Source organism: Burkholderia gladioli (genome assembly GCF_000959725.1).
GTDB classification, from domain to species: domain Bacteria; phylum Pseudomonadota; class Gammaproteobacteria; order Burkholderiales; family Burkholderiaceae; genus Burkholderia; species Burkholderia gladioli.
On record NZ_CP009323.1, the window covers coordinates 467,767 to 490,582 of the forward strand.

A 22,816-nucleotide genomic window follows, 5' to 3' on the forward strand; every position below is an offset into this window, starting at 1 on the left:
GTCCCGCCTCACGGCGGGACAAGCCCGCCGGCCGAGCGCGCCGCCTCGCCATCCTCCTCGCGCCGCCCCCGCCCCGCATCCGGGGCGCCGAAGCCGCCGCGGCCCACCCCGTGCGCGGCGCCCGGCGCGCGCTTCGCCGCATGGTAAAATCGCCCGCTTCGCGTCCGTGGCCCGGCCAGGGCCGCGCCGATCCCGCCGCCCCCGATGCGCGCGGGCGGGACGCGAAGCCGGGACATCTCGCGGCGGCGCCATCGGGCGCCCCGCAACACATCGCTTAAGACATGCCCGCCGCACGGCGCGGGTGACGGAGAACTGGTATGGCTGGTCATTCCAAATGGGCCAACATCAAGCATAAGAAGGCAGCGGCCGACGCCAAGCGCGGCAAGGTCTGGACGCGCCTGATCAAGGAAATCCAGGTGGCGGCCCGCCTGGGCGGCGGCGACGCGAACTCGAACCCGCGCCTGCGCCTGGCGGTCGACAAGGCGGCCGACGCCAACATGCCGAAGGACAACGTCAAGCGCGCGATCGATCGTGGCGTGGGCGGCGCGGACGGCGCGAACTACGAGGAAATCCGCTACGAGGGCTACGGCATCGGCGGCGCGGCGATCATCGTCGACACCATGACCGACAACCGCGTGCGCACCGTCGCGGAAGTCCGCCACGCGTTCTCGAAGTACGGCGGCAACATGGGCACCGACGGCTCGGTGGCCTTCATGTTCGATCACGTCGGCCAGTTCCTGTTCGCCCCCGGCACCTCGGAGGACGCGCTGATGGAAGCCGCGCTCGAGGCCGGCGCCGACGACGTCAACACCAACGAGGACGGCAGCATCGAGGTGCTGTGCGACTGGCAGGAATTCTCGAAGGTGAAGGACGCGCTGGAAGCGGCCGGTTTCAAGGCCGAGCTGGCCGAGGTGACCATGAAGCCGCAGAACGAGGTCGAGTTCAGCGGCGACGACGCCGTCAAGATGCAGAAGCTGCTCGACGTGCTCGAGGACCTCGACGACGTGCAAGAGGTCTACACCAACGCGCTCATCGTCGACGAATGAACGCGCACCGGTCCGTCTTTCGCGTGAAAGGCGGCCACCGCCAGGTTCCGCGGCCGGCCCGCTCGACGCGCGCCGGCCGCCCTATTTTCTAGTCTGCGGGGAATCCCATGAAACTACTCGTCGTCGGTTCCGGCGGCCGCGAACATGCGCTCGCCTGGAAGCTCGCCCAGTCGCCGCGCGTTCAGACCGTCTACGTTGCGCCCGGCAACGGCGGCACCGCGCAGGATGCGCGCCTGAAGAACATCGAGCTGAGCTCGCTCGACGATCTCGCCGATTTCGCCGAGAACGAGCAGGTCGCCTTCACCCTGGTCGGCCCGGAAGCGCCGCTGGCGGCCGGCATCGTCAACCACTTCCGCCAGCGCGGCCTGAAAGTGTTCGGCCCGACCAAGGAAGCGGCGCAGCTCGAGAGCTCGAAGGACTTCGCCAAGGCATTCATGAAGCGTCACGGGATCCCCACCGCCGAATACGAGACCTTCACCGAGGCGGCCGCCGCGCATGCCTACATCGACGCCAAGGGCGCCCCGATCGTGGTCAAGGCCGACGGCCTGGCCGCCGGCAAGGGCGTGGTGGTGGCGATGTCGCTGGACGAGGCGCACGAGGCGGTCGACATGATGCTGTCGGGCAACAAGCTCGGCGACGCCGGCGCGCGCGTGGTGATCGAGGAATTCCTCGACGGCGAGGAAGCCAGCTTCATCGTGATGGTGGACGGCAAGCATGCGCTGGCGCTGGCCTCCAGCCAGGACCACAAGCGCCTGCTCGACGGCGACCGCGGCCCCAACACGGGCGGCATGGGCGCCTACTCGCCCGCGCCGATCGTCACGCCGCAGATGCACGCGCGCGTGATGCGCGAGATCATCATGCCGACCGTGCGCGGCATGGAGAACGACGGCATCCGCTTCACCGGCTTCCTCTACGCCGGCCTGATGATCGACAAGGACGGCAATCCGCGCACGCTGGAATTCAACTGCCGGATGGGCGACCCGGAAACCCAGCCGATCATGGCGCGTCTGAAGAGCGATTTCTCGAAGGTGGTCGAGCAAGCGATCGCCGGCACGCTCGACACGGTCGAGCTCGAATGGGACCGTCGCACCGCGCTGGGCGTGGTGCTGGCCGCGCACGGCTACCCCGACGCGCCGCGCAAGGGCGATCGCATCAACGACATCCCCGAGGAAAACGGCCATTCGGTCACCTTCCACGCGGGCACCAGCTTCGACGGCGACAAGCTGGTCACCTCGGGCGGCCGCGTGCTGTGCGTGGTGGGCCTGTCGGACTCCGTGCGCGGCGCGCAGCAGGCCGCCTACGACGCGATCAACCAGATCAACTTCGAAGGCATGCAGTACCGCCGCGACATCGGCCATCGCGCGCTGAACCGCAAGCAGGGCTGAGGCCCGAGCGCGCCGCCCGGCATCCGTGCCGGGCGGCGTTTTTCATGGCGCGCCGCGCGCGCCTGGCCGCTGCCGGCGGAAGGTCTACAATCCGGCAATCGATATCCGCGCCGCATCGTCCGCGCCCCCTTTCCGAAGCCATGAGCACCGATTCGACTTTCGACACGCAGCGCGTACGCGCCTATCTGGAAACGCTGCAGTCCCGCATCGCCGACGCGCTCGGCGCCTTCGACGGCACGCCGCTGGCCACGCACGCGTGGCGGCGCGGGCCCGAGGAGCGCCTGCGCGGCGGCGGTTGCACACGCATCCTCGAGAACGGCGCGTTCTTCGAGCGCGCGGGAATCGGCTTCTCGGACGTCTCCGGCGACGCGTTGCCGCCCTCGGCGAGCGCGGCGCGCCCGCAACTGGCCGGGCGCGGTTTCGAGGCGCTCGGCGTGTCGCTGGTGCTGCATCCGCGCAACCCGCATTGCCCGACCGTGCACATGAACGTGCGCATGTTCGTGGCCACCAAGGCCGGCGAGGCGCCGATCTTCTGGTTCGGCGGCGGCATGGACCTCACGCCCGTATACGGCTACGAGGAGGACGCGCGCGACTTCCACGCGGCCTGCCGCGATGCGCTGGCGCCGTTCGGCGGCGAGTACTACCCGCGCTTCAAGAGCTGGTGCGACGAGTATTTCTTCCTCAAGCACCGCAACGAGACGCGCGGCATCGGCGGGATCTTCTTCGACGACCTGTCGGAGCCCGGCTTCGAGCGCTCGTTCGCGCTGATGCAGGGCGTGGGCGACGCCTTCCTCGCCGCCTACCTGCCGATCGTCGAACGCCGCCGCGACACGCCCTATGGCGAGCGCGAGCGCGAGTTCCAGGCCTACCGGCGCGGCCGCTACGTCGAATTCAACCTGGTATTCGACCGCGGCACCCTGTTCGGCCTGCAAAGCGGCGGGCGCACCGAGTCGATCCTGATGTCGATGCCGCCGCTGGCGAGCTGGCGCTACGACTGGCAGCCCGAGCCAGGCACGCCGGAGGCGCGCCTGTACAGCGATTTCCTGGTGCCGCGCGACTGGCTGTGAGCCGCTCGCCCGTTCCCATGGAAAGCCCTGACCGAAAAGGACCCGTTCTGGATACCCAAGCTCGACCGACTCCGCTGCCGCGCCGGATCGGCATCCTCGGCGGCACCTTCGACCCGATCCACGACGGGCATCTCGCGCTCGCGCGTCGTTTCGCCGAGGTGCTGGGGCTGACCGAGCTGGTGCTGATGCCGGCCGGCCAGCCTTACCAGAAGCGCGACGTGTCGGCCGCCGGGCACCGGCTGGCGATGACGCGCGCCGCGGCCGCCTCGCTGGCGCTGCCCGGCACGCAGGTGACGGTGGCCACCGACGAGATCGAGCACGAAGGCCCGACCTATACCGCCGAGACGCTGCTGCGCTGGCGCGAGCGGGTCGGCCCCGAGGCCTCGCTGTCGCTGGTGATCGGCGCCGACCAACTGGTGCGGCTCGATACCTGGCGCGACTGGCGGCGCCTGTTCGAGCTGGCTCATCTGTGCGTGGCCACGCGGCCCGGCTTCGAGCTGTCGGCGGCGCCGCCCGTGGTGGCCGCCGAAATCGCCGCGCGCCGCGCCGAGGCGGCCGAGCTGCAAGCGAGCCCGGCCGGGCGCGTGCTGGTCGATACCACGCTCGCCTTCGATATCGCCGCCACCGATATCCGCGCGCATCTGCGCGAATGCATCGCGCGACGCGCCCAAGTCCCCGACGCTCAGGCCGAACACGTGCCCGCCGCCGTCTGGGCCTATATTCTTCAACATCGTCTCTACCATCCCTGATATGGATATCCGCAAACTGCAGCGCGTGATCGTCGACGCCCTCGAAGACGTCAAGGCGCAAGACATCAAGGTGTTCAACACCAGCCACCTGACCGAACTGTTCGATCGCGTGATCGTCGCCAGCGGCACCTCGAACCGCCAGACCAAGGCGCTCGCCTCCAGCGTGCGCGAGAAGGTCAAGGAAGCCGGCGGCGACGTGGTCAGCTCCGAAGGCGAAGACACCGGCGAATGGGTGCTGGTCGACTGCGGCGACGCCGTGGTCCACATCCTCCAGCCGGCCCTGCGCCAGTACTACAACCTGGAAGAGATCTGGGGCGACAAGCCGGTGCGCCTGAAGCTCGGCGGCAGCGGCCCCGCGCGCGCCTCGGAAGCCGACGAGGAGGAGGACGGCGAAGAGGCCGCGCCGGCCGCCCGCCCGGCCCGCAAGACCGCCGCGCGCCGTCGCTGAAGCCGTGCCGCCGATGTCGGTCCTCGCCTCCGAAGCAGGCTTGAAGCCATGAAGCTGCACATCGTCGCGGTCGGCCACAAGATGCCCGGCTGGGTAGCCGACGGGTTCGACGAATACGCCAGGCGCATGCCGCCCGAGCTGCGCATCGAGCTGCGCGAGCTCAAGCCCGAGCTGCGCTCGGGCGGCCGCGGCGCCGAGAGCGTGATGGCCGCCGAACGCGTCAGGATCGAGGCCGCGCTGCCCAAGGGCGCGCGGCTGGTCGCGCTCGACGAGCGCGGCCGCGACTGGACCTCGATGCAGCTCGCCCAGGCGCTGCCGGGCTGGCAGCAGGACGGCCGCGACGTGGCCTTCGTGATCGGCGGCGCCGACGGGCTCGATCCCGAGCTCAAGGCCCGCGCCGACCTGCTGCTGCGGATCTCCAGTCTCACGCTGCCGCACGGCATGGTGCGCGTGCTGCTGGCCGAGCAGCTTTACCGCGCGTGGAGCATCACGCAGAATCACCCCTACCACCGCGCATGACGCGCCGCGTTCGCGCGCCGTCATGTGCCCCAACGAGAACCATGACGATGTCCGACCGCCTCCTGCCCGATTCGACCTACCCGTTCGTCTATCTCGCCTCGCAGAGCCCGCGCCGGCAGGAGCTGCTGCGCCAGCTCGGCGTGGCCTTCGAGCTGCTGCTGCCGCGTCCCGACGAGGATGCCGAGGCGCTCGAGGCCGAGCTGGCCGGCGAGGCGGCCGACGACTACGTGGTACGCGTGTGCTCGGCCAAGGCCGACGCGGCGCGCGCGCGGCTGGTGACCAGCGCGCTGCCGGCCGCGCCGGTGCTGGTGGCCGACACCACGGTGACGATCGACGGCAAGATCCTCGGCAAGCCCGCCTCGGCCGACGAGGCGCTGGCGATGCTGGCGCGCCTGGCCGGCCGCCGGCACGAGGTGCTGACCGCGCTGGCCGTGGTCGATGCCGAGGGCAAGCCGCTGATGCCGGCGCTGTCGCGCTCGGTGGTGCAGTTCGCGGCGGTCGGCGCCGAGGCGCTGGCGCGCTACGTGGCCAGCGGCGAGCCGTTCGGCAAGGCCGGCGCCTACGCGATCCAGGGCCGGGCCGCCGAGTTCGTCGAGCGAATCGACGGCTCGCATTCCGGTATCATGGGTCTGCCCCTTTTTGAGACCGCCGCGCTGCTGCGCGCGGCGCGCGTCGCCTTCTGAGCCCACCATGAACGAAGAAATCCTGATCAACATCACACCGCAGGAAACGCGGGTCGCGCTCGTGCAGCAAGGCGCGGTGCAGGAGCTTCACGTCGAGCGCACGCTCTCGCGCGGCCGCGTCGGCAACATCTATCTCGGCAAGGTGGTGCGCGTGCTGCCGGGCATGCAGTCGGCCTTCATCGACATCGGCCTGGAGCGCGCCGCCTTCCTGCACGTGGCCGACATCTGGCAGCCGCGCCTGCCGGGCGACACGCACAACAGCACGCCACACCAGCCGATCGAGAAGACCGTGTACGAGGGCCAGACGCTGATGGTCCAGGTGATCAAGGACCCGATCGGCACCAAGGGCGCGCGGCTCTCGACCCAGGTCAGCATCGCCGGACGAACGCTGGTCTACCTGCCGCAGGAACCGCATATCGGCATCTCGCAGAAGATCGAGAGCGAGGCCGAGCGCGAGGCGGTGCGCGCGCGCCTGACCGCCGTGATCCCGGCCGAGGAGAAAGGCGGCTACATCGTGCGCACCATCGCCGAGGACGCCACCGGCGAGGAACTGGGCGCCGACGTCACCTATCTGCGCAAGACCTGGGCGACCATCGTCGCGCAGGCGCAGCGGCTGCCGCCCACCAGCCTGCTCTACCAGGATCTCGACCTGGCGCAGCGCGTGCTGCGCGATTTCGCCAACGACGACACCTCCAAGATCCAGGTCGATTCGCGCGAGACCTTCGCGCGGCTGTCGAGCTTCGCGCGCGAGTTCACGCCGGCGGTCAGCGCGAGGCTGCACCACTACACGGGCGAGCGGCCGCTGTTCGATCTCTACAACATCGAAGCCGAGATCCAGCGCGCGCTGTCGCGGCGCGTCGACCTGAAGTCGGGCGGCTACCTGATGATCGACCAGACCGAGGCGATGACGACCATCGACGTCAACACCGGCGGTTATGTCGGCGCGCGCAACTTCGACGACACCATCTTCAAGACCAATCTCGAGGCCGCGCATACCATCGCGCGGCAGCTGCGGCTGCGCAACCTCGGCGGCATCATCATCATCGACTTCATCGACATGGAGAACGCCGAGCATCGCGACGCCGTGCTCGGCGAGCTGAAGAAGGCGCTGTCGCGCGATCGCACGCGCGTGACGGTGAACGGCTTCTCGCAGCTCGGGCTGGTGGAGATGACGCGCAAGCGCACTCGCGAATCGCTCGCGCACGTGCTGTGCGAACCCTGCCCGGTGTGCCAGGGCAAGGGGCAGGTGAAGACGCCGCGCACCGTCTGCTACGACGTGCTGCGCGAGATCCTGCGCGAGTCGCGGCAGTTCAATCCGCGGGAGTTCCGCGTGATTGGCTCGCAGCAGGTGATCGACCTGTTCCTCGACGAGGAATCGCAGCATCTGGCGATGCTGATCGACTTCATCGGCAAGCCGGTGTCGCTGCAGGTGGAATCGAACCTGAGCCAGGAGCAGTACGACATCGTGCTGATGTAGGGCCATCGAGCGCCGCCCCGCTCCGGCGAATTCATGAAAGTCACCGGTCATCCGGTGACAGATGAAAATAGTCATCCAGGCCGCTCCCTTGCGATCCATGCGGCGCGCGCCCGATTCGGGAAAGGCGGCCTCTCGCGACAAGCGGGAGGGGCTGCCGAGCTCCGCTCTTCCGGCCGCCGGCGCTGCATCGTCGCTGCACCGCGGCCGCCTAGAATGACTCGCTGATCTGCTCGAGCACCGACGGATTCTCCAGCGTGGAAACGTCCTGCGTGATCGCCTCGCCCTTGGCGAGCGAGCGCAGCAGGCGACGCATGATCTTGCCCGAGCGCGTCTTCGGCAGGTTTTCGCCGAAGCGGATATCCTTCGGCTTCGCGATCGGCCCGATCTCCCTGCCCACCCACGCGCGCAGATCGCGGGCCAGCTTCTCGGCCTCCTCGCCTTGCGGGCGCGTCGTCTTGAGCACCACGAACGCCACCACCGCCTCGCCGGTCGTGTGGTCGGGGCGGCCAACCACGGCGGCTTCGGCCACCAGCGGGTTCGCCACCAGCGCCGACTCGATCTCCATCGTGCCCAGGCGGTGGCCCGAGACGTTCAGCACGTCGTCGATGCGGCCCATGATCGTGAAGTAGCCCGTGTCCCTGTCGCGCACGCTGCCGTCACCCGCGAGATACAGCCTGCCACCGAGCTCCTCGGGAAAGTAGGCCGACTTGTAGCGCTCCGGCTGGCCCCATACATTGCGGATCATCGCAGGCCACGGACGCTTCACGACGAGAATGCCGCCCTGCCCGTTTGGCACCTCCTGCCCGGTTTCGTCGACGATCGCCGCCATGATGCCCGGCAGAGGCAAGGTGCACGAGCCCGGCACGAGCGGCGTGGCGCCCGGCAGCGGCGCGATCATGTGGCCACCCGTTTCGGTCTGCCACCAGGTATCGACGATCGGGCAGCGTCCCCCGCCCACGTTCTCGTGGTACCACATCCATGCTTCGGGATTGATCGGCTCGCCGACCGTGCCGAGAACGCGCAGCGACGAGAGATCATGGCGCTTCGGATGCACCCTCGCGTCGGCGTCGGATGCCTTGATCAGCGAGCGGATCGCCGTGGGCGCCGTGTAGAACAGCGTGACCCGGTGTTTCCGGATCATCTCCCAGAAGCGGCCCGCGTCCGGATACGTGGGCACGCCTTCGAACAGGACCTGGGTCGCGCCGATCGTGAGCGGCCCGTAGGCGATATAGCTATGGCCCGTGATCCAGCCGATGTCGGCCGTGCACCAGAAAATATCCGTCGGCTTCCAGTCGAAGGTCCACTTCAGGGTCTGCGCGGCCCATAGCAGATACCCGGCCGTGCTGTGCTGCACGCCCTTGGGCTTGCCCGTGGAACCCGATGTGTAGAGGACGAACAGCGGATGCTCCGCGCCCACGGATTCCGGGGCACAGCTATCGCTCTCGAGCTTCGACAGCTCGTGCATCCAGTGGTCGCGGCCTTCGGCCCAGGCGATCCTGCCGCCCGTGCGCTGGTAGACGATCACGCTGTGCACGGCGTCGCAACCGCCCATGGCAAGCGCTTCGTCGGCGATGTCCTTGAGCGGCAGCGCCTTGCCGCCGCGCATTTGCTCGTCCGCGGTGATGAGCGCGACCGCGCCCACGTCCACCACGCGCTCGTTGAGCGACTTAGCCGAAAAGCCGCCGAACACGACCGAGTGCGTCGCGCCGATGCGCGCGCAGGCCTGCATGGCCACCACGCCCTCGATCGACATCGGCATGTAGATGACCACGCGATCGCCCTTCCTCACGCCGCGTTTCCTCAGTGCGTTGGCGAAACGCGAAACGCGCGCGAGCAGGTCCCGGTACGTGAGCCTGGTGACCACGCCGTCGTCGGCTTCGAAGATGAGCGCGACGCGCTCGCCTTTGCCCGCCTCCACATGACGGTCGAGGCAGTTGTACGAGGCATTGAGCTCGCCATCCTCGAACCAGGTGTAGAACGGCGCAGCCGATTCGTCGAGCACCTTGGTGAAGGGCTTCTGCCACGTCAGCGTCTCGCGGGCGAGCCGCGCCCAGAAGCCTTCGTAATCGCGCACGACCTCGGCGCACAGCGCCTGGTACGCGTCCATGCCGGGAACCGTGGCGTTCGCGGTGATATCGGCCGGCGGCGGAAAAACCCGGCGCTCGACCGTCAGGGATTCGAATGTCGACATTGATGTGAAGTTGAACGTGCAAATCTCGGAGTGGCGGCCCGCCTCAGATGCCGATGATGCTTCTGGTCGCGAAATACAGGAGCGTGGGGCCGAGAAGACAACCGATGCTGCTGTGGAACGTCGCCACGAGCGCGCCATACGGGACCAGACGCCGGTCCGTCGCGGCGAGCCCCGCCGTGACACCGCTCAATGTTCCGGCGAGGCCGCCGTAGATCATCGCGGCACGAGGCGTTTTCAGGTTCATGAGGTTCGCGGCGAGCGGCGTGCCCACCATCACCAGGACGGCCTTGGTCAGGCCGGTGGCGATGCTCAACGCCATGACCGCCGGGCTCGCGCCGATCGCCGCCCCGGTCACGGGTCCGACAATATAGGTGATCGCTCCTGCGGCGATGGTCGTCACGCTCACCGGATCGCGATAGCCGAACCCGTACGCCACGCCTGCGCCAACCACGAATGGCAGCACGGTACCCAGCACCACCGAAGCGGCGCCGACCAGCCCCGCCTTGCGGGCTTCGCTGACCTGGACCTCGAACGCGGTCGATACCACCGCGAAGTCGCGAAACATTCCCCCGCCCAGCAGGCCGATGCCGGCAAGCAGCGGAAGGTCGGCGATTCCCTTCTCGCCTCCGGTCAAATGGCCGCCGAGCCATGCGAGCGCCAGCCCGGCGAACACCGCGATTGCCGAGCCGTGAACCCGCTGATACGTCAGCCGTCTCGACGCCATGAACGCCAGCCACATGACGATGCCCACGACGGCGAAGCCGGTGATCAGACCATTGTGTGACAGGACCTTCTCGATAACCTGAATCATCGCATCACCCTCGCGCATCGAGTTGGTGTGCCATCTGTACATCGAGCGATGTCGTATCGCGCCCGGTGCGGGCGAGTATCGCAATCGCGAACGCGCAGATGAAAATCGCGGCGAGCGCCGCGAGCAAGGCGATGAGGCCGCCCGAGATCGCGGCGCTCACGTCCTGGCTCGCCGCCATGGCGACGGTCACCGGGATGTACATCGCACGCCAGAACCCAACCCCGGCATCCGTTTCGGCCGGCAGCGCCCCCTTGCGGCACAGATACCACCGCAGAGCGATCAGCAGGATCATGCTGATCCCGACACCACCGACGTTGACCGAGGTTCCGATCAGCAGCCCGAGCAGATCGCCGATCGCGAGGCCCGCCAAGTAACAGACCGCCAGCATTGCTGTTCCATAGATAATCACGCCTGTCTCCGATATATGATTTTATGAATTGATGCCACGCGTTGCCTGGATATCCTAATCAACGGATATCCGTCACCTCGATGCTTGCTACATGCCTTGCTCCCACCTCAATCGAGAACTTCACGCACCTCATGGATGCCATGCGTCGCGCGCAACTGTTCGCAGATCTCAGCGAATGAGCGTGGCGACACGCGTGAAATCGCGATCGTGACGTCGTCGCGCGCCTCGACGCTGCTGTTGTGCCTCACGATCATCTGCTTGAGCCGCGCCCCTCTCGACTGGATCACCGAGTCGATCGCCTGCAGATCGAGTGTGTCCCGGTCGGTCGCGAGCACCACCTCGCGGCGAATCTTGGTTCGCCGCAGGAAACGCTCCAGGGGCTTCACCCCCGCCAGGATCAACAGGATGACGACGGTCGCCGACACGGCACCCACATACAGCCCACCGCCGACCGCGAGCCCCACGCCGGCAACCGACCAGATGCTGGCCGCCGTCGTCAGTCCCCGCACCACTTCGCCGCGCAACAGGATCGAACCGGCGCCGAGAAAGCCGATGCCCGACACCACCTGCGCCGCCACGCGCGAAGGATCGAGCGCCACATTCGACAAGGTCCGGATGTCCTCGAAGCCAAAAGCGGACACGATCATCACCAGCGCCGAACCAACCGACACCAGCATGTGGGTCCGCAGCCCCGCGGCCCACGACAGGCGTTCGCGCTCAAACCCGATCGCGGCGCCGAGCAATGCCGCCATCAGGAGCCGGCCAACGATTTCCAGATTGCTCAACATGTTTTCCGATCCCGTGGAAGTTGCAGTGGACGTCCATCCAGCCCGGCGACATCGACATGCAGATGCGCGAGCGCGGTGGGGAGATAATCGACGAGGCTGACGCGTTCGGCGCGGATCGCACCTGCTTCGAATCCGCGTCCGCTCATGAAGAGAAACGGGCTTTGCTCGCGGGCGCCGAGTCCACCGTGTTGACCGCGGTCGAGATAGCGTCCCGCCTCGTCGGGGTCCTCGATGTAAGCCGATCCTCCTGCCACGCCGAATGGATTTCGGCTCTTGTCGGCGGCCATCGTGACGGCGATACGGCATTCCCTGGAACTTGCCAGGCCCAGCTTGCCCAGCGCCTCGCCCGTGTACACCGCGCCCACCCATGGCTGCTCACGCAGCCATGCAGCGATATCGCCGACGCGCTGCGCGCACGCGTCGGCGATGCCGACCGTGAACGCGGTCCCATTGGGCGCCAGCACGACCTCGCGACTGTCGAGCGCATCCTTGAGCCCCGCGGCGACCATCAGGGCAATCACGGGCACCTCGACCGTCACGGTCTGCATGCCATGATCCGATCCGACGATCATCAGGATGTCCTGCCCGGCTTCGCGCAATGAGTCGACCACGTCGGCGACACGCGCCACGCATCGCTGCGCGCTATCGATGCCGCAGAGATGCTCGGGAGACCCGAGCGGCGATCGATGCCCGCTGTGGTCCGGTTCGGAAAGCCATAGCGTCGCGGCCACCAGGGACGGGTCCGCTTTCAGCCGCTCGACGAAATGCCCGGTCATCACGGCATCGCCATCCGCGCCGCTGCGGATGTGTCGTAGCGGGTCGTCCGCAAGGGGGATGCGCCCGGGTCCATACGATCCTGCCCGATGGAACACCTCGCCATGGCCGTCCGGGTCGTGGAAATAAGCGGCGCCGGCGGACACGTTCGACATGATGAGCGCGTGCCCGACGGGCTTCACGTACTCGGCGAGGACCGGCACGCGCAACGTCTGGCCGGTCGCTTTTTCGAGCCGATCCCGGAAGGTCGGGTTGCCGACGTTGCAGCACACGAGACCGTCGCCTTCCGACAGGATCACGCAGTTGCCGGCCAGGCCGTGGCGCGCGGGATGACAGCCGGTCGCGATGCTCGCGGAGCTGGTTCGCGTGGTCGATGGAAAGACGCTGCGGGCATTGGAAAACCAGGTGCCACGCTGCGCCAGCCGCCACAGCACCGGCGTACGCGCTTCGGACAGAAGATCGCGCCGCAGGCTGTCGCAGATGACCGTGACGACACGCCTGACGGGCGCGCCGCCGGCCTGGTCCGACTGATCGGACGAACGCCCATTTCCGCTAGGCATGTTGTCTCCTGATTGTGGGTTCTTATGGTGTCGCGGGATTCGGCAGGACCGCGCGGCAATGTCAGCCGGCGTGATTCAACGCGAGGTCGATCACATCGAAATTGCGCAGACGACGCGAGGGGTCCACACCGGCCAGCTTGCGGTTGAACAGCAGCGGCACCTTCTGTTCGGACACGCCCCCATGCGAGCGCAACGGCACCGTCAGGCCCGTCAGATCGTGTCGCTGCGCGGCGCTGCCAAGGGCCGTGAGCCGTTCGCCGACCACCACGATGTCGCCGACCCGGTCCCCCGGCAGTTCGAAGCGCTCGCACGCCTGGCTGCGCGTCAGGACCTGCTCGACGCCGCGTATCGAGGCGACGAAGGACATCGTTTCGGAGCGTTTCGCCTCGTCGCGCAGATAGATGGTCGCGTACGAGCCGAGCGCGCCGTGATGCACCACGTACGGATCGGTGATGGGCAGCACCACGCGCACAGCCTCCGCGCCAAACTGCGCATCGAGCACATCCTGCAGGAAGACGATGTTCGGCCGCCCCACGGAATCCGTCTTGGCATTCATCCCGTGATCGGCGGTAATGCCAAGCACGGCGCCCGCCTCGTGATATTGGCGGAAATAGCCGTCCATCATTGCGTAGAACGCATTGGCCTCCGGCGTACCGGGCGCGTGCTTGTGCTGCACGTAGTCGGTGGTCGACAGGTACATCAGATGCGGAGTTTCCTTCCTTAGCAGTGCCAACCCCGAGGCAAACACGAATTCCGAAAGTGCCGCGCTGTAGACGGAGGGCACCGGCATGCCGGTGCGCGACAGGATGTCGTCGATGCCGTTGTCGGCGAGCGTCACCTTGTCGGCCTTTTCCGCCGAGAAACAGATGCCTTGCAAATCATGACCGAGCAGCGAGCGCAGCTTGTCCTTGGCCGTGACGACAGCGACACGCATGTCCGCGCGCGCCATCTCCGCCAGGATGGTCGGTGCGCGCAGGTACTTCGCATCGTTCATCAGCACCTCCTCGCCGCGCTCCCGGTCGAAGAAGAAGTTGCCGCAGATTCCGTGCACGGATGGCGGGGCACCGGTCACGATCGACAGATTGTTCGGGTTGGTGAACGACGGCACGACGCAGTCGCCGCTCAACACCGTGCCGAATTCCGTCAGCGACGCCAGGAAAGGCGCGCTCCCGGCCAAAATGGCCTGGTTGATATATTCCTGCTCGCATCCGTCGACACATACGACGATGGTCGGCGCGGAAGGAAGACGATAGTTGCGCGAGTTGACAGTAATGGATCGGCTCATGGCAGGCATTCCTGAGTTAGGTTCATTGCATGCTAAGATGTCGAATCTGCTGACACAAGGCAAATAATTTAGCAATATCCGTCAAAAAAACTCACGATATGCCGCGCCATCTTCCCCCTCTCAATGCGCTGCGCGTGTTCGAGGTCGCCGCGCGCGCGGGTAGCTACACGGCGGCCGCGCGAGAGCTGAACCTGACCCACGGCGCGGTGAGCCGCCATATAGCGATCCTCGAGGAATGGCTCGGGCAGCCGCTCTTCATGCGCGACGGGCAGAAAATGGTCGCCTCGGCGCATGCACTCGCCCTGGCGCGAGAAATCAGCTCCGCGTTCGATCACATCGCGGACGCCTCGGAGCGATACGGCAAGGGACATCAGATCAAGGTGATCCGCGTGAGCGCGCCGGCGACGGTCGCGATGCGCTGGCTGGTGCCGCGCCTTGCGGAATTCACGCGGCGCTGGCCGGACGTGGACGTGCGGGTGTCGACCACGCTGTCGACGGAGCCCACCTTCCGAGGCAGTTTCGATCTGGCGATCCGGCGCGAGGCACCGACGGACGGCCAATATCAGGTACAGCCGCTCTTCACCGAGTGGAATACGGTGATCGCCGCCCCCTCGCTGTTCCCCACGTCCGAGGCGAATCTCGTCGAGGCCTTGGCAAGACAGACCTGGTTGAGCACGGAAACACGGCCACGCGATTGGGAAAACTGGCTCGCGGCCGCCGGCGTCCCGGCGCTACGGCCAACACGCTCACTTCGCTTCGATCACTTCTTCGTGACCTTGCGAGCCGTGATGGACGGACTGGGATGCGGCATCGGTCCTTTTCCGACCATTGCGAGCGACATCATCGCCGGCAACCTGTGCTGCCCGTTCAGGGATATCCGCTCGAAAGGCGCCACGTACTATGCGCTCGTGCCGATCGACGTGGACAAACCGGTGCATCTGATGCGATTTATCGAATGGCTGCTGGAAGAAGTCGATTCCGATTCGAAGTAGCGCCGCGTCCGGAGCCAGATGCCATGGGCTCCGGCCTCGACCGTCAAAGCTCGTCGGGCGCATCGAAACGTCCGTAGCAGATCGGCGGCTCAGGAGGGACATGTCCTCTCGCCGGCCGCCAACACCTCACCCATTCATCATCCGATCAAGCTGGGCCCCCACCCACGAGCGATCGAAGCGCCCCTCGGCGATCGACTTCAGCGCCGCGTCCTCCTTGGCCGCCTGCCTGCGCGCCCCCTCGATCACCGCCGCCACGTCCGCCGGCGCGATGGCCAGCACGCCATCCTGGTCGCCAACCACGATATCCCCCGGATGCACCACCATCCCGCCGACGCTCACCGGCACGTTGATCTCGCCCGGCCCGTTCTTGTACGGCCCGCGATGCGTCACGCCTCGCGCGTAGACCGGGAAATCGCGCTGGCCTATCGCCGCCACATCGCGAATCGCGCCGTCGATCACCAGCCCCTGCACGCCGAGCCGCTGCGCGAAGCTCGCCATGATGTCGCCCATCAGCGCCTGCGTGAGCTCGCCGGCGCCGTCGATCACCAGCACGTCGCCGGGACGGCAATGATCGAAGGCGCGATGGATCGCGAGATTGTCGCCGCCGCGCGTGCGCACCGTGACCGCCGTGCCGGCCATCGGCCTGGGCCGGTGGAAAGGACGCAGCCCGGTCGCGCCGCTGGCACGGGCCATGTTGTCGCTCAACAGCGATACCGCCAGCCCGCGCAGGGCCTCGAGCGTGGCGGCACTCGCCTGGGCCGCCGATTCGTATTCGCGCCATCCGGACGGATTCATGCCACCGCTCCCTGGTTCGATCCTTGTCGTTCGAGCTGGGCCGACAAACGCCCGTACACGGCACGCGCATTGCCCTCGAAGATGCGATGGCGATCCTCGTCGTCGAGCCACTCAATCGCGTCGATATAACGACGCGTGTCGTCGAAATGGTGGCCGGTTTCGGGATCGATGCCCTGCACCGCGCCGATCGTCTCGGAGGCGAACAGGATGTTCTTCGCCGGAATCACCTTGGCCAGCAACTCGGCACCGGGCTGGTGGTAGACGCAGGTATCGAAGAACACGTTGTTCAGCAGATGCTCGCCGAGCAGCGGCCGCTTCATGTCCTGCGCCAGCCCGCGATAGCGTCCCCAGTGATACGGCACCGCGCCGCCGCCGTGCGGGATGATGAACTTCAGCGTCGGGAAATCGGCGAACAGGTCGCCCTCCAGCAATTGCATGAAGGCGGAGGTGTCGCCGTTGAGGTAATGCGCGCCGGTCGCATGGAAGTTCGGATTGCAGGACGACGACACGTGGATCATCGCCGGCACGTCGAGCTCGACCATCGCTTCGTAGAGCGGATACCAGGAACGATCCGTGAGCGGCAGCCCGGACCAATGGCCGCCCGACGGATCGGGATTCAGGTTGCAGCCGACGAAACCCATCTCGAGCACGCAGCGGCGCAGCTCGGCGATGCAGTTCTCCGGGCCCGTTCCGGGCGCCTGCGGCAGTTGGCAGACACCGACGAAGTTGCGCGGAAACAGTTCGCAGACGCGATGCACGAGTTCGTTGCAGGCGCTCGACCACACGGCGTTGGCCTCGGCCGGCGCGAGATGATGGCCCATGCCGGCCGCGCGCGGCGAGAAGATCGTGAGATCGGTGCCGCGTTCGCGCTGGATTCGAAGCTGCCCGCCCTCGATGCTTTCGCGAATCTCGTCGTCGGAGATGACGGGGCGCGCGGGCGGCGCAAGGCCATCCTTCAGCGCGGCGATCTGCTTCGCGCGCCATGCTTCGTGCTGCGGCGGCGAGGTGGTGTAGTGACCGTGACAATCGATGATCATGCTGGGTTTCCGTGTCATTGCGTTTGGGTTCAGGTGTGGGCGGCGCGATCGGCCGCGTGCAGCGACGCGCCGTCCCCGCCGGCGTGCTTGATCCGCATCAGGAGGGCGATCAGGGTCGCCACCGCGAGGAAGGCCGCGATGCTAAGCAAGGCGAGCTTGAAATTGCCCGTCGCGCTGCGCACCAGGCCGATGCTCCAGGGCCCGACCAGCCCGCCGAACTGGGCGATCGTATTGATCAGCGCGATGGTCGCCGCGCCGGCCGCGCCGGTCCGGAACGACGAGGCGAGGCTCCAGAACAGCGGATTGCCCGCGTAGATGAAGAAGCCCGTGACACACAGCAGCGCATAGGAAAGCACCGGATTCGGCGCGTAGGCGCTACCCGCGATGGCCAGGGCGCTCATGCCGTAGACGAAGGCGAGATGCTTTCTACGGTCGCCGCTGCGATCCGAGCTGCGGCTGATGAGGAAGGTGCCCAGCACGCCCAGCAGCGGCGGCGCGGCCGACAGGAAGCCGACCTCGATATTGCTCAGCTGCCCGAAGCTCTTGATGATCTGCGGCAGCCACAGAAAGAGCCCGTAGATGCCGACCAGCGCGCAGCCGAACAACCCGGCGAGGCTCCATACACGAGCGTCCCCCGCCACGCGCAGCAGCGGAACATGGCCCGCGCCGCCGAGGGCCGCGCGCTCGCCCGCGAGCGTCGTCTCCAGCCAGCGCTTCTCGTCGTCGGCAAGCCAGCGGGCATCGGCGGGACGCTCGGTCATGATGCGCAGGGTGAGCAGCCCCAGCAGCATGGCCGGGATGCCCTCGAGGATGAACATCCACTGCCATCCCTGCAGACCGAGCACGCCATTGGCATAGGTCATCAACGCCGTCGAGAGCGGGCCGCCGAGCACCGCCGAAAACGAGCCGGCGATGATGTAGCCGCCCACCGCGCGCGCCCGGTAGCGCACCGGAAACCAGTTCGTCAGGTACACCGCGATGCCGGGCAGGAAACCCGATTCCATGATGCCGAGCAGGGCGCGCAGCACGTAGAAGCTCCTGGCGTCGAACACGAAGGCGGTGGCGGCGGCCACCGCGCCCCAGGTTAGCAGGATCCGCGCGATCCAGCGGCGCGCGCCGACGCGATGCAGCAGCAGGTTGCTCGGCACTTCGAGCAGCATGTAGCCGACGAAGAACATGCTGCCCGCCAGGCCGAACACGGCCGGGCTGAACCCCAGCGCCTTGTTCATGTCGAGCGCCGCGAAGCCGATGTTGATGCGATCGAGGTAGTTGAAGAACATCATCGCGAAAAGCAGGGGCATCAGCCGCCTGTACACCTTTCGCATGGTCGCTGCTTCGTCGAATGGGCTCATGCCGTCTCCATGTTCTTTTCATCGAATCGCGAGGGCTCTGCGGCCCTGCTCGATACGCGGCCTGCGCCGTTTTCCGGCTCGGGCCGGCCGCATCTGCGATGCATACCGGCGCCGGGCACGAAAATCGATGATAGGAAGCATGGCGGCCCGCGTCCAAGACGCGTTCCTTATGCTTTCATAAGGCTTTGCTTATAGTGTTTCGCCTTGCAGCGGCGGGGGAAGGCAGGCGAGGAAGCTGCGCAGATGGGCCGAATCGTCAGCGGTGCGAAACGTGGCGGCGAGCGTCGACCAGCGGGAGGCGCCGGGGCCGACGAGATGGCGGTACACCACGTCCGTGCGTCCCTGGCGCGCCACCGACTCGCCGACGAAGGTCACGCCGAGCCCGGCAGCGACGAGCGCGATCGCTGTCTGGATCTCGTAGGCCTGATGCGCGACGAAGGGCGTCACGCCCGCATCGCGATACAGGGACAACACGGTGCGCTTGAATTGCGCGTTCTGGTGTTTCGGGTACAGGATCAGCGGCGTGTCCTCGAGCTCGGCGATGCGCAGCTTCTTCCTGGCCGCCAGCGGATGATCGGGCGACAGCACCGCCACCACGTGTTCGCGCAGCAGGGAATAGGAGGTGCAGCCGGGCATGTCGAGCGGCTGGCGGCCGATGCCGATGTGGATGCGCATGTCGCGCAGCGCGTCGGCCTGCTCCTCGGTGAGCATCTCGAACAGCTTCAGCTCGACTTCCGGGCACCGTTGATGAAAGGCCTTCAGGGCAGGCGGCAGGATGCTGTACATCGAGGAACGCGTGAAGCCGATCGACAACCAGCCGCGCTGCCCGATGCCGATTTCCTGCGCGCCGAGGCTCGCCTGTTCCCAGGCGCCGAGGATCTGCCGCGCCTCGGTGCAGAAATAGTGGCCCGCCTCGGTGAGCTGCAAAGGCCGCCTGGCGCGATCGACGAGCTTGGTGCCGAGCCGCTCCTCCAGCAAGCGTATCTGCTGGCTCAGCGCCGGTTGCGCGATATGCAGGCGCTCGGCGGCGCGGCTGAAATTCAGTTCCTCGGCCAGGATGACGAAGCACTGCAAGGACCTGAAATTCATGGCGACGTTCCTGGAATGCGGTGAGCGACGCGCGCCGGATCCTGCGAGGATGAAGTGCGCGCGGCCCGTCGGTTCGGGAGGGCAATGATGTCATAAAGCGGGGGAGAAACCCGCTTCCTCTTGTCATCTTTGCTGGGTGGCTGGATGTGTCAACCTCGAGGCACGAACCTCCCCTGCCACGGCACGATAGACGTCCGATGACAACCATTCCTCGCATCGTGATGGCGACTGTCCTGGCCATTCCGGTTTTCTTCGGGCTGTCGCTGATCGACCCGCTCGCGAGATGGGTCGGGAGCGCACAGGCCTGGGATCTGCTCGCGCCGCTGTTCCAACTGTTGGACGCGAACGGCATCGAAACAGAGGAAGACGTGCTGATGGGCGTGTTGTTCGTCGCAAGCTTCGTGATCGCGCTGCTGATCATCTGGATGGCGTCGAAGCTGCTGCGACGTACACGCAAGGCTGCGTGACACATACCGTCATGTGTCGCCGGCTTGCACGCTACGCAGCCCGGCCCGAATCTCGCCTAGAATGAAATCGTGAAGCAGCCCATCGCGGGCCCGGTACGCGCTCCCCGCGCATCGTCCGCGGCGACACGGAGGCCATCATGCCGGCAACGCTCGAGGTCGCGACCCAAGTCGATCCGATCCCCTACGAGGGATATGAAATCCACGTCACCGTCAAACCGGCGGGCGCGGTCGCCAACCGCTACACCTATGTCGCCTACGTCTGCCATCCCGGCGCGAGCCCATCCCTGCCCGGTCATACGGTGCCGTTCCATCCGAACGGCGAGGAGTGCTTCGCGACGCCCGGCGAGGCGGTGGCCGATGCGAAGCGGGTCGGCGCGCTGATCGTCGACGGCTCGCATCCCGACCTGTCGGTGCTGTCGCTGGTCACGCACGGCTACTGAGTAACCGCGCCTCGCATCAGGCGACGCACAAGGGCACGCGGCCAGTGTGCATCAGCACACTGGCCGCGCCGCCTCACACCGCTCCCCCAAGCCGCTAGGCACGCTCGGCAGCACCCCGGCAAACCACCCGCCCCGCCTCCCGCGAATCGCGTTTCGCGGCACGTGCCACGAAGCGCTCGGACACCAGCAGCGCGATCAGGGCCGCCAGCGTCAGCCCCGCCGATACGGGCGCCAGCGCCCCCAGCCCGACATGATCGGCCACCCGCCCGCCGATCCCCGCCCCGAGCGAAATGCCGAGAAAGATCCCCGACGAATTGAGCGCGATCACCATGCCGCGCGCCTCGGGCGCCAGCGACACCACGCGCCGCAACTGCGAGGGATAGAACAGGTCCTGCATCAGCGCCCATATCACCAGCAGCGCGAGCAACAAGCCTTGCCTCGGCCCCTCGCCCCAGGCCACCGCGCCAAGCAGCGCGATCGCGACAAACACCGGGGCCATGGTGCGCATCACGAGCTTCAGCAGGGCCTCCGCCGAGTAGCGCAGCGACAGGCGCTGCGCGACCACGTTCCCGACGATCCCTGTCACGCCGAACACCAGCAGGGCCAGCCCGCCCTGCGCCGCGCTGGCGCCGAAGCGCGTCGTCACCAGCGGCAGGATCAGCGTGTAGGTCGCGAAGAACGCCGCCGTCTGCAGCACGATCACGGCCAGGCCCGCCGCCGTGGCCGGCTGCGCGACGAGCCGCGCGAGCCTCGCCGGGCGCATGCGCTCGCCGCGCGAGGCATCGCGCACGGTCGAGACGATCCAGCCGCCGCTGGCCGCCGAAGCCACCGCCAGCACCACGAACACCATCCGCCAGCCCCAGGTCTGCGCGATCGCCGCGGCCAGCGGCGCCGCGATCACGCTCGATAGCGTGACGCCGACGAAGACCACCGCGAGCGCCTTGCCGCGCCGCTCGACGGGCGTGATCTCGGCGCCGATCGCGTTCGCCAGCGGGCTGACCGCGCCCGCGCCGATGCCGGCCACGATGCGCGTGGCGAGCAGCCAGCCGAAGCCCGGCGCGGCCGCGCCGGCCAGCGTCGCCGCCACCAGCGCGACGAGCCCGCCCAGCAGCAGGCTGCGTCGCCGCGCATGCCCGGCCAGCATCTGCAGCAAGGGCGCGCCGATCGCGAAGGCGATCGAGAACGCGCTCATCAGCAGCGCCGCCCGCCCCGGCGTGATGCGCCAGGCGCCGGCCAGCGCGGGCAGCGCGCCGACCACGCCATACGACATCGCGCCCACCGCGAAATTGGCGCTCGCGAGCGCACGCAGCGCGTGTCGCTCGGGTTCCGCTATTGCCATGCTGGGGTCCTCCCGGTTCGATCCTCGAGTCAGGGCGACAGTCTGCGTGCGCGCTTGGTATATTTGAAATCGATTATCGATATGGGAGACATCCACATGACAAATAGCTTGTCGTCGCTGCGCGGCGCGGACCTGGCCCTGCTCGGTTCGCTCGACGTGCTGCTCGCCGAGGCCAACGTCACGCGCGCGGCGGCGCGGCTGCACCTGAGCCAGCCCGCGCTGTCGGCGCAACTGGCGCGGTTGCGCGAGCTGACCGGCGACCCGCTGCTGGTGCCGGCCCGCAACGGCCGCGGCATGACGCCGACGGCCCGCGCGCTGGCGATCCGCGAGCCGCTGCGCGCCGCCTTGCAGAGCCTGCAGGCAGCGCTCGCGCATGGTGCCGGTTTCGACCCCGCGCAGGACGCGCGCACCTTCCAGATTCTCGCCAGCGACAACGGCTTCGTGATGGCGGGCGTGGACCTGGTGCGGCGCGTCGCGCAGCGCGCTCCGAAGCTGCGCCTGGCGTTCCGCGCGGTGCCGGTCGACAGCTTCGCCCACTGGCTCGAGCGCGGCACGGCCGACCTGCTGATCGCGGCGGACTTTTCGATTCCGGCGGGCATGCAGTCGCGCGCCCTGTTCCATGAGCGCTACGTGATGGCGCAACGCAAGGGCCATCCGCGCGGCCTCGCGCCGCCCGACCTGGATGCCTACTGCGCGCTCGGCCACGTGCTGGTATCGGGCGACGGCGGCGGCTTCCACGGTTTCATGGACGATCTGCTGGCGCGTACCGGCCGCGGCCGCCGCGTGGCGATCTCGGTGCAGCACTACCACCTCGCGCCGCTGGTACTGGAGGCCACCGACCATGTCTGTGCGCTGCCCGAGCGTTTCCTGCTGCACTTCGCCGACCGGCTCGACCTGCTGCCGCTGCCGGTCGAGGTGGCCGGCTTCGGGCTGAGCGCGGCCTGGCATCCGCGCAACGAGGCGAATGCCGCGCATCGCTGGCTGCGCGAGCAGTTGTTCGCGGCGGCTGGGCTCGAACCCGAGGCGGATGGTTGAGGCGAGCGGCCTAGGCAGCCGGCCGAGGCATGCGCCAGGCGCCGCGCTCGCCTACAATCGCCCCGACATCCCACCGCC

The 22,816-nt window shown here is 67.6% G+C and carries 23 protein-coding genes; 12 read left to right on the top strand and 11 right to left on the bottom strand.

Annotation, left to right across the window (positions count from 1 at the left end):
• The first annotated feature begins 317 nt into the window (after nt 1-317).
• The 8 genes from BM43_RS18980 (at nt 318) to rng (ending at nt 7,374) form a co-directional block, all read left to right on the top strand.
• Nucleotides 318-1,046, top strand: coding sequence for a YebC/PmpR family DNA-binding transcriptional regulator (locus BM43_RS18980; RefSeq protein WP_013698909.1), 729 nt, complete (start codon nt 318-320; stop codon nt 1,044-1,046).
• 107 nt (nt 1,047-1,153) lie between these two features.
• Entirely contained in the window at nt 1,154-2,431 is a 1,278-nt protein-coding gene (gene purD / locus BM43_RS18985; protein WP_017920323.1) for a phosphoribosylamine--glycine ligase, read from the top strand.
• A 140-nt stretch (nt 2,432-2,571) separates the two neighbouring features.
• Entirely contained in the window at nt 2,572-3,498 is a 927-nt protein-coding gene (hemF, locus tag BM43_RS18990) for an oxygen-dependent coproporphyrinogen oxidase (RefSeq protein WP_036049823.1), read from the top strand.
• A 17-nt stretch (nt 3,499-3,515) separates the two neighbouring features.
• Complete coding sequence (locus BM43_RS18995; protein ID WP_036049821.1) at nt 3,516-4,247, top strand: nicotinate-nucleotide adenylyltransferase; 732 nt, start codon at nt 3,516-3,518, stop codon at nt 4,245-4,247.
• 1 nt (nt 4,248) lies between these two features.
• Nucleotides 4,249-4,695 carry a ribosome silencing factor gene (gene rsfS, locus BM43_RS19000; RefSeq protein ID WP_013698913.1) on the top strand — a complete coding sequence of 149 codons (447 nt, stop codon included), beginning with the start codon at nt 4,249-4,251 and terminating at the stop codon, nt 4,693-4,695.
• A 48-nt stretch (nt 4,696-4,743) separates the two neighbouring features.
• Nucleotides 4,744-5,214 (top strand): 23S rRNA (pseudouridine(1915)-N(3))-methyltransferase RlmH, encoded by a 471-nt coding sequence (gene rlmH, locus BM43_RS19005; protein ID WP_025096497.1) that lies wholly within the window; start codon nt 4,744-4,746, stop codon nt 5,212-5,214.
• Nucleotides 5,215-5,255: 41 nt separating this feature from the next.
• On the top strand, nt 5,256-5,897 hold the full coding sequence (locus BM43_RS19010) for a Maf family protein (protein WP_036035491.1): 642 nt from the start codon (nt 5,256-5,258) through the stop codon (nt 5,895-5,897).
• Nucleotides 5,898-5,904: 7 nt separating this feature from the next.
• Nucleotides 5,905-7,374, top strand: coding sequence for a ribonuclease G (gene rng / locus BM43_RS19015; RefSeq protein WP_036035495.1), 1,470 nt, complete (start codon nt 5,905-5,907; stop codon nt 7,372-7,374).
• 208 nt (nt 7,375-7,582) lie between these two features.
• On the opposite strand, the gene acs is transcribed toward rng, so the two are convergent.
• From acs to phnA, 6 genes are all read right to left on the bottom strand, one after another.
• Nucleotides 7,583-9,565 carry an acetate--CoA ligase gene (gene acs, locus BM43_RS19020; protein WP_036049818.1) on the bottom strand — a complete coding sequence of 661 codons (1,983 nt, stop codon included), beginning with the start codon at nt 9,563-9,565 and terminating at the stop codon, nt 7,583-7,585.
• A gap of 43 nt (nt 9,566-9,608) precedes the next feature.
• On the bottom strand, nt 9,609-10,376 hold the full coding sequence (gene madM / locus BM43_RS19025; RefSeq protein ID WP_036053078.1) for a malonate transporter subunit MadM: 768 nt from the start codon (nt 10,374-10,376) through the stop codon (nt 9,609-9,611).
• 4 nt (nt 10,377-10,380) lie between these two features.
• Entirely contained in the window at nt 10,381-10,785 is a 405-nt protein-coding gene (madL, locus tag BM43_RS19030) for a malonate transporter subunit MadL (protein WP_036049816.1), read from the bottom strand.
• Nucleotides 10,786-10,892: 107 nt separating this feature from the next.
• Nucleotides 10,893-11,573 (bottom strand): MgtC/SapB family protein, encoded by a 681-nt coding sequence (locus BM43_RS19035; protein WP_036049815.1) that lies wholly within the window; start codon nt 11,571-11,573, stop codon nt 10,893-10,895.
• Nucleotides 11,567-12,907 (bottom strand): alkaline phosphatase family protein, encoded by a 1,341-nt coding sequence (locus BM43_RS19040; RefSeq protein ID WP_042286063.1) that lies wholly within the window; start codon nt 12,905-12,907, stop codon nt 11,567-11,569. The genes BM43_RS19035 and BM43_RS19040 overlap by 7 nt, the downstream gene beginning before the upstream one ends.
• 61 nt (nt 12,908-12,968) lie before the next feature.
• A complete protein-coding gene (gene phnA, locus BM43_RS19045; RefSeq protein ID WP_036049814.1) occupies nt 12,969-14,192 on the bottom strand; it encodes a phosphonoacetate hydrolase in 1,224 nt (407 codons plus the stop codon).
• 98 nt (nt 14,193-14,290) lie between these two features.
• Here phnA and BM43_RS19050 point away from each other — a divergent pair, with 98 nt between their 5' ends.
• On the top strand, nt 14,291-15,184 hold the full coding sequence (locus tag BM43_RS19050) for a LysR substrate-binding domain-containing protein (RefSeq protein ID WP_036049812.1): 894 nt from the start codon (nt 14,291-14,293) through the stop codon (nt 15,182-15,184).
• A 126-nt stretch (nt 15,185-15,310) separates the two neighbouring features.
• Here BM43_RS19050 and BM43_RS19055 read toward each other — a convergent pair whose 3' ends face one another.
• The 4 genes from BM43_RS19055 to BM43_RS19070 form a co-directional block, all read right to left on the bottom strand.
• The gene (locus BM43_RS19055) at nt 15,311-15,979 is read right to left on the bottom strand and encodes an RraA family protein (protein WP_036049810.1); all 669 of its coding nucleotides are present in this window, start codon (nt 15,977-15,979) and stop codon (nt 15,311-15,313) included.
• Nucleotides 15,976-17,016: an amidohydrolase family protein gene (locus BM43_RS19060; protein ID WP_036049809.1), complete on the bottom strand. Its 1,041-nt coding sequence runs from the start codon at nt 17,014-17,016 to the stop codon at nt 15,976-15,978. The genes BM43_RS19055 and BM43_RS19060 overlap by 4 nt, the downstream gene beginning before the upstream one ends.
• A gap of 29 nt (nt 17,017-17,045) precedes the next feature.
• A complete protein-coding gene (locus BM43_RS19065) occupies nt 17,046-18,368 on the bottom strand; it encodes an MFS transporter (RefSeq protein ID WP_036049808.1) in 1,323 nt (440 codons plus the stop codon).
• A 189-nt stretch (nt 18,369-18,557) separates the two neighbouring features.
• The gene (locus BM43_RS19070) at nt 18,558-19,457 is read right to left on the bottom strand and encodes a LysR family transcriptional regulator (RefSeq protein WP_025096505.1); all 900 of its coding nucleotides are present in this window, start codon (nt 19,455-19,457) and stop codon (nt 18,558-18,560) included.
• Nucleotides 19,458-19,654: 197 nt separating this feature from the next.
• Between BM43_RS19070 and BM43_RS19075 the strand changes: the two genes are divergently transcribed.
• Nucleotides 19,655-19,924: a hypothetical protein gene (locus tag BM43_RS19075; RefSeq protein WP_036049807.1), complete on the top strand. Its 270-nt coding sequence runs from the start codon at nt 19,655-19,657 to the stop codon at nt 19,922-19,924.
• A gap of 137 nt (nt 19,925-20,061) precedes the next feature.
• Complete coding sequence (locus tag BM43_RS19080) at nt 20,062-20,364, top strand: hypothetical protein (protein WP_036035513.1); 303 nt, start codon at nt 20,062-20,064, stop codon at nt 20,362-20,364.
• Nucleotides 20,365-20,458: 94 nt separating this feature from the next.
• On the opposite strand, the gene BM43_RS19085 is transcribed toward BM43_RS19080, so the two are convergent.
• On the bottom strand, nt 20,459-21,703 hold the full coding sequence (locus BM43_RS19085; RefSeq protein WP_036049805.1) for an MFS transporter: 1,245 nt from the start codon (nt 21,701-21,703) through the stop codon (nt 20,459-20,461).
• Between the two features lie 96 nt (nt 21,704-21,799).
• On the opposite strand from BM43_RS19085, the gene BM43_RS19090 reads away from it, so the two are divergent.
• The gene (locus BM43_RS19090) at nt 21,800-22,738 is read left to right on the top strand and encodes a LysR family transcriptional regulator (RefSeq protein ID WP_036049802.1); all 939 of its coding nucleotides are present in this window, start codon (nt 21,800-21,802) and stop codon (nt 22,736-22,738) included.
• Nucleotides 22,739-22,816: the final 78 nt, after the last annotated feature.